Here is a 9,287-nt window from a genome sequence, read left to right on the forward strand (position 1 = left end):
TAGAAATCCTATTCAACTGGTTAATTGAATCTAGTGGCATTCAAACGGCATCCAAAGTCCGTTCAACAAAGGGCTTGCTTGTCCATGTTTTCGGAAGATTTTCTGCATGCCTTTTTAAGTACATATTATTTTTCTAAAAACACATTCTCAACTCTTAACTGGCATATATAGTAAACACTAATTATCTTAAACTATATTTAACTTTGGGTCAATGTCTTTTTAATTTTCAAAAATTGAATTCATACATTTTTAAAATATTTTTTCTAGCTTTTGAAACCAACTAACCTTACGGGCGCTTCTGTTCCTCCCTTCGTTTTTAAGGGGAGTGCGCATATAAAACCTCCGATAATAGGCATGTTTTTTAAATTAGCCACATTTTCAATAATATATTTTCCATTACCTAGAAGAATTTTATGGACGGGAAATCCATCTTCTGGCCTGTCGGGAGAAAGAGTATCTATGCCTATTCCTTTTATTCCTCGTTCTAAAAGATATTCAGCTACGTCTTTAGAAATTGATGGAAATAAATAATGATTACGATATTGATCTGGCGAATCCCAATATTTTTCCCAACCCGTTCTAAAAAATACAAAACTATTTGAGTTAATAGGGGAGTTTATTTGTTCAAATAATTTTACATCTTTTAAAGAGACCGTATATTTTGAATGTGCAAACAAAGACACATCAATAACCACACAAGGAACGATAAGATCTTGTAAGGAAATTTCGTTAATATAAATTCCATTTGGATTGCAATGTGCAGGTGCGTCAATATGAGTTCCAATTCCAGCTTGCATTTTTATTTGTTGGACTCGAAATTGAACTTCTGTATTACAATCAGTATAATCTATGATATTATCCTGTTTATATCCACATCCTTCATCCCAGTGCGGAATATTTTCATCTAAAGTATGAGTTAAATCAATAATTCTGTAAGGAAAAGAGAGCATTATTTATCCCGTTCTATAAATGAAAAACTTACGAAATAGATTGTGAAGTGATTTTCAAATTTTTAGTAGCAAATAAAATACAAGAAATAGAATACATTTCAAAAAAGTGGCGTCACCAGTAGGACTCTAACCTACGACCCCTTCTTTAGGAAAGAAGTGCTCTATACAACTGAGCTATGGCGACAGTGTTCTATAATTTGCAAAAATAAAAACAAACGTCAAGACTATTCTATTGAAATTATTATAAATTCATTTCAATACATAATATGTCTTCATTTTAATACAAATCGATCAAATATCATACATCTCAAGTCATCTTTTTGAGTCTGGTTTAAATATAGGCCCTCTAATGAAAGAGGAAGAGTAGGCCTGGGAAATGAGTCATATAAAATATTATTTATACAAAAATATTTTTTTTTCTATAATTCTATATATTGTACTAATTATATTATTAAACGATTTACCAGAAGAAATAAAAAATAACGGAATTTTTAAACAATTTTTTGATTTTTCAAATTGGGTAGAACAGAAGGCAAAATTCACGTCAACACAAATGCAAGAGTCTAACCTAGCATTAAATTTTTTAGGAAACCTAAGAAAATTAACTTTTTCAGAAGCAAAAGCATTTCAAAATTCGGGGTTAATACATTTATTAGCTATTTCTGGTGGCCAAGTTGTTCCTCTTGCGAATGGCATAAGCAAAGTTTTTTCTTATATTTTATTTTATATCTTTTATAAAAACACAAATCCTAATAAACTAATGAGTTTTATAAATTATTTTAAAATTTATTTATCATTATTTATTTCATTAATTATATGCTCTCTATTTGGTTGGACGGGAGCACTAATAAGAGTTTCTGCATTAAGTTATTTTCAATCTATAAAATTTGTTCAAAGTCAATATTTCTCTTTTTTTAAACTATTTCCATTTTTAACATCAAAAATATTTCATAAAATTTTTGTCCTTATTCTTATTTCATTTTCATTTGGAAATGTTTTTATTAATTTTTCCTTTTTACTTTCTGCAATTGGCGCTATAGTCTTAGAAATTTCAAGTTATATAACAAATTTTTTAATTTCAAATTTAAAAATATTTAAAGCGATTTGCAATACCATTTTAACATCATTTTTTACTGGAATTATTCTCTATCCTTTCACAAATATTGATATTATAAATTCATGCTCTGCAAATATTTTAGCATTACCAATTGTTTGTTTTTTAATAACGCCTCTATCGTTACTTGCTATATTTATTCCTAATCAATTTATATTCTATCCTTATATCATATATTTTTTAGACATTTCTTTATTCATTTTAAAAAAAATTGCGTTTACTTTTAGTATTAATACCACAAATAAAAATCCTTTTGACAAAAATAATCCTATTTTTTCATTAGAAGGATTGGTTTATTTAAATACTATTTTAATTATACTTTGGATATTTTCTGATTTCTTAAAAGAAAGAAAATTATTTAAAGCAAGAAATAAATTTCTTGCTTTAAAGTAGTGAAGAAAATTCTTCTTCACTTACTATTTTAACATTATGCTTTATTGCATCTTTATATTTTGATGAAGAACTGGGTTCGTTACAAACTAATAAATCTGTTTTTGAGCTTACAGCAGAAACGAGTTTGGCACCGACATTATCCAACATTTTTTTGTATTCTTCTCTTGGCCTTGAAAGCGCTCCGGTAATACAAATATTTTTTCCATAATAAGGATGATCACTTTGACTTTGTATCAAAGCCCCAGATTCATCATCAATAACTTCAACATATTGTAATAAATTTTGAATTATTTTTTCTTTTATTTTTAATGATTCAACAAAATCTTCAGCTGATTTTTGAGCCCAACCTTTTTCTTCTAAAAGATTTTCTACTTTTAATTTTAAAACGTTTTGAAGGTGGACACATTTTTTAGCTACTTCTTGACATTTAACAGCTCCGCCCCGTTTTAAACCAAGAGAAGTTAAAAATTTTGCTAAAGGAATTTTTTTGGAATTTTGAATAGCGGCAACAACATTTTCTGAAGATTTTTGAGCAAAACCTTCAATTTGAATAAGATCTTCTACAGTTAATTTATAAAAATCAGCAGGCTCTTGAACTAATCCAGCCTCCCGAATTTTTAAAACAAATTTGTCTGAAACGCCCATAATATCTAAAGAGGAAATAAAATAAACAAGACTTTCTTGATCTTTATAATTACAAGAAAGATTCTCTAAACACATTAAATCGGGGCCTTGACGTGTCAAAGGATACCCGCATTTACAATTTTTAGGTAATTCAAAAATTTGTTGCGAACGCTTAATTAAACGAATAATAGCTGGTATTACTTCACCACTGCGAATGATCTCAACTTTAGCACCGACAGCATAATTGCCTTCTTCTATAAATTGAGCATTATGCAAAGTAGCATAAGAAATTTTTGCACCCGATAATTCAACCGTTTTTAATTTTGCTCTAAAAGTTATTTTTCCGCTACGACCTACATTTTCTTCAATCGCTAAAATTTCGGTTTCTGCTGTTTCACCAGCTTGTTTAAATGCGAGACTTCCTCTTGGGTGATGGGCTGTATTTCCTAAGTTTTCCCATAAAATTTCATCTTTAAATCGAAAAACAATACCATCAATTTGATAATCTCTACTTTTTTTATACCAGTTTTCTATAAATAAATTTAATTCATCTCTATTTTTAATATCTGTTACATCTAAAACATAATTCATATTTTCTTCAAAACCCATTTTTTTTGTTAAATTTAGTTTTGAAAGATAATTATTGGGTATATCAAAATATTTTGGAATTTCTTTTGCTGAAACATAGTTACTTTTATTATCAAACACCAATAAATCATAAACACAAAAATGCAATACTCTTAATACATCAACAGCCTCTTCAACATCTTTACGTCCTAAAGTACCAGGAACGGCATTACGAAAACTGTCAAAACGATCCTGAAAATTTTGAAATTCGGAATGAGGAAAATAAATTTCACCTCTTATTTCAAAATGAAATCCTTGCCATTTTTTATCAATGTTTAATTTTTTTGGAATATTTGTTATATAATAAACATGCTCTGTAACATCTTCTCCTAATTTACCGTTGCCTCTTGTTGAAGCTCTTAAAAACTTACCATTTTCGTCATATTCAATAGAAAGAGCCATGCCATCTAATTTATCCATAGCAACACTTGGATTTTTATTTAAAAAATCGAATAAATCTTCAATTGAATAGGTTTTTGCTAAAGATAACATTGGTAATTGATGCGATATTTTTTTCCCAGAATCTTCAAATTGATAACCAACCAACGATAAAACAGGATGATTTGGGGATAATTTTTTTAATTGATCTTCTAAAGAATCATATTCCATATCACTTATTAAACTACGACCTGTATAATACAGTTTTTTATGATAAAGTAACTGAGATGCTATGGCTTCTATTTTCTTATTAGATTCTATTTTGATTGACATAAAAAAACCTCCCTAAGGTCGGGAGGGTTATAACAAGTAGAAAGGGATATGAGCAAGTATTTTTGTTATTCTACATAGGCTTTTGCATTTAATACAATTTTTCTTTTTCTGCCTGCATAACCTAATGGACCGTGATTTACTCCTTCATAAATTAAACTCACCTTTGAAGCATCAGACATATTTATTTCTGCTTTATTTTTAAAAGGAATATCTAGGACTCCCGAAGAATGAACACCTGAAAAAATTTGTTTGCCATCTGCTTCAATTGTAATGTTTACTTTTGAAGTTATATTTAGTTTTACTATTCTTTCTACTTCAACAATAGACTGAGTTTTTTGTGCTACTGGGGGCGTGTTTGATGCCACTTGAGCCACTGAGGATGAGTCTTTCGTTTCTGCGGCAACTGTTTTTGTTTGCGGAGGATAAACGGTTGCTTTTTGAGCATCAGCGGCCGCTGGAATATTTGAATTTACGATTGAATTTGGTAAAGCTTCACTTTCTCCAATCTCATTTTCAAGTTGTTTTGCTGACAAATTTGTTACTTTAGTTTGACTTGAATTTCTTGAAAAGAGATATAAACTTACAAAAATAAAAATCATGACAAAAGATAACAAAACAACAATTTGCAATGGATTTAAATCAAAAAATCTTTTTTTAATAACAGACTCTTCTTTCACTTCTTTTGAAGTAACATACGGAAGATCTTTTTTTACATGACTTTCGTGAAATACTTTTTCTTCAACTCTTATTTTTTCTTTTTCAATAATAGGAGGCGCTTCTACTGTCGATTTTTTTACAGGTTCTGCTGTTGGTAAATTTTGTCTTATATTTATTTGTTCTTTTGCAACAGGATATTCGGGTTCAGCTATTTCTTGAACTTTCAGTTCATCTACTTGAAGGCCAAGAACATCATAAATATTAGGAGTGACAATTGAAGCACTACCTGTCGAAGCTGCAGTCCTTTGTGTAAAAACAGGTCTTGAATATACTTTCGAACTTGGAGTATGAGGAGCGGGTTCATCTGGATGCATTGAAGACGAACCGTATTCAGAAGTTTCTAAATTTATCCCTTTTTGAAATTCACTACGAGATATTGAGCGAATAACCTCAGCAGACTCCTCTGCCGCTGGATGATATTTCGATTTTTTATTTGAAGATGCCATTAAACGTTCAGACTGTTTTTCAAGCATTACAGTTTGTAAATGATGAAAAGCTTCAAATTCAGGAATAGCAACAGCTAATTCTCTTGCATATAATCTTATGAGGCCTCTTCCATTTAAACCTGGCGGAAGGACATCCCAATCTCCAATTTCAATAGCTTCTATATAACGCTCACGAATTTTGACCCGCGCAGAAACCTGAGAAGGTGAAAATCGTTTCTGTTCACGAGCGGCACGAAGTCGACTTCCTATAAGAGTCGCCGTTTCATAAGTAACACCAAGTGCATTTTTATCATTCTGGTATGCGGCTTGGTTCATATTCATATTCCACAGTCCTTTTGTTATTGAACTCTAAAATCGTTTGATTACTGGTCTTGGTTTACCCGAAGATTCAGCTTGCCCAACAATTCCTTCAAGAATCATTCTATCCATTATACGTGCAGCTCGGTTGTATCCTATTCGGAATTCTCTTTGAATACTTGATGTACTTACATTCCCAGCCTCTCGCGCAAAATCGACAGCTCTTTCATAAAGGGTATTTTCGTCAATGGTCTCATTTTCACCGGATAAAGTGAGTGTACTAATTTCGCTCCCTTTGTCATTTTTTTGTCTCATCAAGTCTAGTGAAGCTCTTTCAATGTCTTGCATTACATGTGTTTCATAAACTGGTGGATATAGTTTTTTTAATTCAGATGCCATCAAATTTATTTCTTTATCTGTTACAAAAGCACATTGTGCACGAATAACTTTACTAATTCCAGGCGGTAAAAATAGCATATCACCTTTCCCTAATAATCTTTCTGCCCCAATATTTTCAATAATTGTTCTACTGTCATGCCTTGAAGCCACTTGAAAACTCAATCTACACGGTAAATTTGCCTTTATAACACCAGTTAATACGTCTACACTTGGTCTTTGAGTTGCTAATATTAAATGAATACCCGCAGCTCTTGCTTTTTGAGCTAAACGTTGAATACTATCTTCGACATCTTTTGGAGAAGTCATCATAAGATCACTTAATTCATCAACCACGACAACAATATAAGGTAACAAATCTAATTTTTGTTGTTTTGGATCCGTTTGTTTTATTTCTCCATTTGTAACAGCATTATTATAAGCTAAAATATTTCTTACTTGATAATTTTTCATTAACCGATATCGGCGTTCCATTTCTTCTATTGCCCATTTTAATGCTCCCGCTGCTTTATCTGGCTCAGTTACAACGGGCATTAATAAATGGCCAATACCATCATAGACAGAGAGTTCTAACATTTTTGGATCAACTAATAATAATCGAAGTTGTCTTGGTGTTTTGCTCATCATTAAACTTAATAACATGACATTTATACAAACACTTTTTCCAGATCCTGTTGAACCTGCAACAAGCAAATGTGGCATTGTTGATAAATCTGTAATTAAATGAGAGCCATCAACATTTTTCCCTAAAGCTACAGAAAGAGGAATATTTGGATTTTGAAACAATGGAGATTCCATAATTTCTCTTAAAGAAACAGTTTCACGAGTTGAAGCAGGAAGTTCAATTCCTAATGAGCTTTTTCCTGGCTGTAATCCAATTAAAACACTTTGAGCTTTTAATGCTAGAGTAAGATCATCTTGCAGAGAGAGAACTTTATTAACTTTAATTCCAGAAGCGGGTTCAAACTCATGTAAATTAATGACAGGTCCATTTTGACTTTTAATCACAGATCCTTTGACTCCAAAAGTAGATAATTTATCTTCAATGAGTCTAGCTTCTGCTCGTAATTTTTGATTTTCAATTTCTGGATTTTTCTTTTGTCCGTTTATTTTATGATATTCAAGTTTTGATAACAAAGAATCAAAATCTTTTTTATTAATTAAAAAAGCAACTTTTGGCGAAACATTAGCAAATGTAATATCATTAGAAAAAGAATTAGCTGGAGCCACTTGAATTTCTTCTACAGCATAATTAAATATCGGCTTTTTTTCTTCAATAAAAGACTTTTTCTCTTCTTTATTTTGTTTAAAAATATCTTCTTGAATATAAGTTGATTGATTATCTTTTTCATTAGCTTGTTCTTCAATAGCACCAACAATTTTTTTTGTTACTTTGTTTGGAAATAAAGACAACAAATAAGAAAGAGTTGTTAATGGCCTTATACCAAGCGATAAAGTTAAACTCGCTAAACCGACAATAGACAATGCAATTATAGCGCCAGTTTTACCAATAAAGGTGATAAAAAAATGTGAAACCAAATGACCAATAATGCCACCTGTATAAATATCAACTCCACGAAAATGAATTTCTGGAGAAATAAGAGACATTAAACCTAAATAACAAAGGATAAGTTGAGGGTAACCAAATACTCTCAAACCAAAGCGGCTTCGTTGCCTCGGCCTTCTTAACGTATTTAATAATTGAACTATAAATACCATTGAAAAAACCATAGAACCTAAGCCACAAACTTGAAAACACCAATCCGCAATAGATGCTCCAAGAAGTCCAAACGTATTTGATACATGCGAAATATTATTCAAAGATTTTGAATTGATATTAAATGAGCTTGGATCCGATGGATTATAAGTTATAATGGAAACAAAAACACAAAATGTAATACCCAAAAGAAGAATATGAATATATTCTTTTAGGTACTCTCGATCTTCTGCACTATTATTTGGCAAAGCACCGTTAAAAGAATCTTTATTCCTTATATCCGTTGAAGATACCATTGAGAGTCTCCGTTAGTAACATTATTCTACCCTTGTAAAGGAGGGCAGTATGTCCATTGAACCATTTCAGCAAATATTTTTAGGGATGAAATCCCCTGTTTATTCTGTCAGATTTTTCCTTCGTAATAAAGGCATGCTTCTATTAGGCACCGCTCCTCATATCTTGAACCTCATAATCTATTTTTGGATAGTTAGAAATATCGTTATCGCAAAATGGATTATACCTCTCTTTCACTCTTTAGCACTAAAATGGGACGGAACTTTCTTAGCTCCTCTGTTTAACACTGTATTTATCGAAATTATAATTTGGATAATTGGATTTTTATTATATGGAATTTTTGGTACAGCTTTTGTTAATGCCATTGCTAGCCCAATTTACGATATTATTGCTCAAAAAGCTTATGAAAAAACCTCTGGGAATAAAACCCCTAATCAAAGTTTTATGGATTTTATAGATAGTATTATTTCTGAAGTAACAAAAGCCGTAGTTATTTTATGTTTATTTATATTATCTTTTTTTGTTCAAATTTTTGCCCCTATCGTTTTAATCATTGGAATTTGGTATTTAGGATGGAACAACATTGACAGAACATTGCTCTTAATGAATATCCCCTTGCGTAAAAGAGTTTTATTTGGCATTCGTAATTGGGGATTGTGTATTGGACTTGGAATATGGTGTTATATTCCAATCATAGGAACACTAATGGCTTTTTCAATGGCAGCAGCAGGCGCTATTGTCTATGCTAAATTTGAAAAAGGTGAAAATTTGTTAAAGAATTAAAACTTTCTTTATTATAAATTTAAATACAGTAAAAATTGTGAATACATATTTTATTAAAATTAAAAATCAAAAACATATTTTATTAACAAAAAATGCCAGTTAAGAGTTGAGAATGTGTTTTTAGAAAAAGAATATGTACTTAAAAAGGCATGCAGAAAATCTTCCGAAAACATGGACAAGCAAGCCCTTTGTTGAACGGACTTTGGATGACGTTTGAA

At 30.8% G+C, this 9,287-nt stretch carries 6 protein-coding genes and 1 tRNA gene; 2 read left to right on the plus strand and 5 right to left on the minus strand.

All coding sequences use genetic code 11. The annotated features are described in order from the left end of the window. Positions 1 to 263 precede the first annotated feature (263 nt). A complete protein-coding gene (locus ACIQ56_RS10755) occupies positions 264 to 950 on the minus strand; it encodes a cyclase family protein (protein ID WP_397601059.1) in 687 nt (228 codons plus the stop codon). A 107-nt stretch (positions 951 to 1,057) separates the two neighbouring features. Continuing rightward, positions 1,058 to 1,134, minus strand: a tRNA-Arg gene (locus ACIQ56_RS10760). A gap of 192 nt (positions 1,135 to 1,326) precedes the next feature. Here ACIQ56_RS10760 and ACIQ56_RS10765 point away from each other — a divergent pair. After that, positions 1,327 to 2,457: a ComEC/Rec2 family competence protein gene (locus ACIQ56_RS10765; protein WP_397601060.1), complete on the plus strand. Its 1,131-nt coding sequence runs from the start codon at positions 1,327 to 1,329 to the stop codon at positions 2,455 to 2,457. On the opposite strand, the gene ligA is transcribed toward ACIQ56_RS10765, so the two are convergent. From ligA to ACIQ56_RS10780, 3 genes are all read right to left on the minus strand, one after another. Continuing rightward, positions 2,449 to 4,419 (minus strand): NAD-dependent DNA ligase LigA, encoded by a 1,971-nt coding sequence (gene ligA / locus ACIQ56_RS10770; protein ID WP_397601061.1) that lies wholly within the window; start codon positions 4,417 to 4,419, stop codon positions 2,449 to 2,451. The two genes, ACIQ56_RS10765 and ligA, sit on opposite strands and share 9 nt — an antisense overlap. 65 nt (positions 4,420 to 4,484) lie before the next feature. After that, positions 4,485 to 5,903 (minus strand): helix-turn-helix domain-containing protein, encoded by a 1,419-nt coding sequence (locus tag ACIQ56_RS10775; RefSeq protein WP_397601062.1) that lies wholly within the window; start codon positions 5,901 to 5,903, stop codon positions 4,485 to 4,487. A 27-nt stretch (positions 5,904 to 5,930) separates the two neighbouring features. Beyond that, entirely contained in the window at positions 5,931 to 8,288 is a 2,358-nt protein-coding gene (locus ACIQ56_RS10780) for a DNA translocase FtsK (protein ID WP_397601063.1), read from the minus strand. A 49-nt stretch (positions 8,289 to 8,337) separates the two neighbouring features. Between ACIQ56_RS10780 and ACIQ56_RS10785 the strand changes: the two genes are divergently transcribed. Next, the gene (locus ACIQ56_RS10785) at positions 8,338 to 9,069 is read left to right on the plus strand and encodes an EI24 domain-containing protein (RefSeq protein WP_397601064.1); all 732 of its coding nucleotides are present in this window, start codon (positions 8,338 to 8,340) and stop codon (positions 9,067 to 9,069) included. Positions 9,070 to 9,287: the final 218 nt, after the last annotated feature.

The organism is Silvanigrella sp., assembly GCF_044369315.1.
Classification (GTDB): Bacteria; Bdellovibrionota_B; Oligoflexia; order Silvanigrellales; family Silvanigrellaceae; genus Silvanigrella.

Excerpts from the sequence above, each read along its gene's own strand:
- ACIQ56_RS10755 (WP_397601059.1), bottom strand. The coding sequence starts at position 950 with ATGCTCTCTTTTCCTTACAGAATTATTGATTTAACTCATACTTTAGAT.
- ACIQ56_RS10765 (WP_397601060.1), top strand. The coding sequence starts at position 1,327 with ATGAGTCATATAAAATATTATTTATACAAAAATATTTTTTTTTCTATA.
- ligA (WP_397601061.1), bottom strand. The coding sequence starts at position 4,419 with ATGTCAATCAAAATAGAATCTAATAAGAAAATAGAAGCCATAGCATCT.
- ACIQ56_RS10775 (WP_397601062.1), bottom strand. The coding sequence starts at position 5,903 with ATGAATATGAACCAAGCCGCATACCAGAATGATAAAAATGCACTTGGT.
- ACIQ56_RS10780 (WP_397601063.1), bottom strand. The coding sequence starts at position 8,288 with ATGGTATCTTCAACGGATATAAGGAATAAAGATTCTTTTAACGGTGCT.
- ACIQ56_RS10785 (WP_397601064.1), top strand. The coding sequence starts at position 8,338 with ATGTCCATTGAACCATTTCAGCAAATATTTTTAGGGATGAAATCCCCT.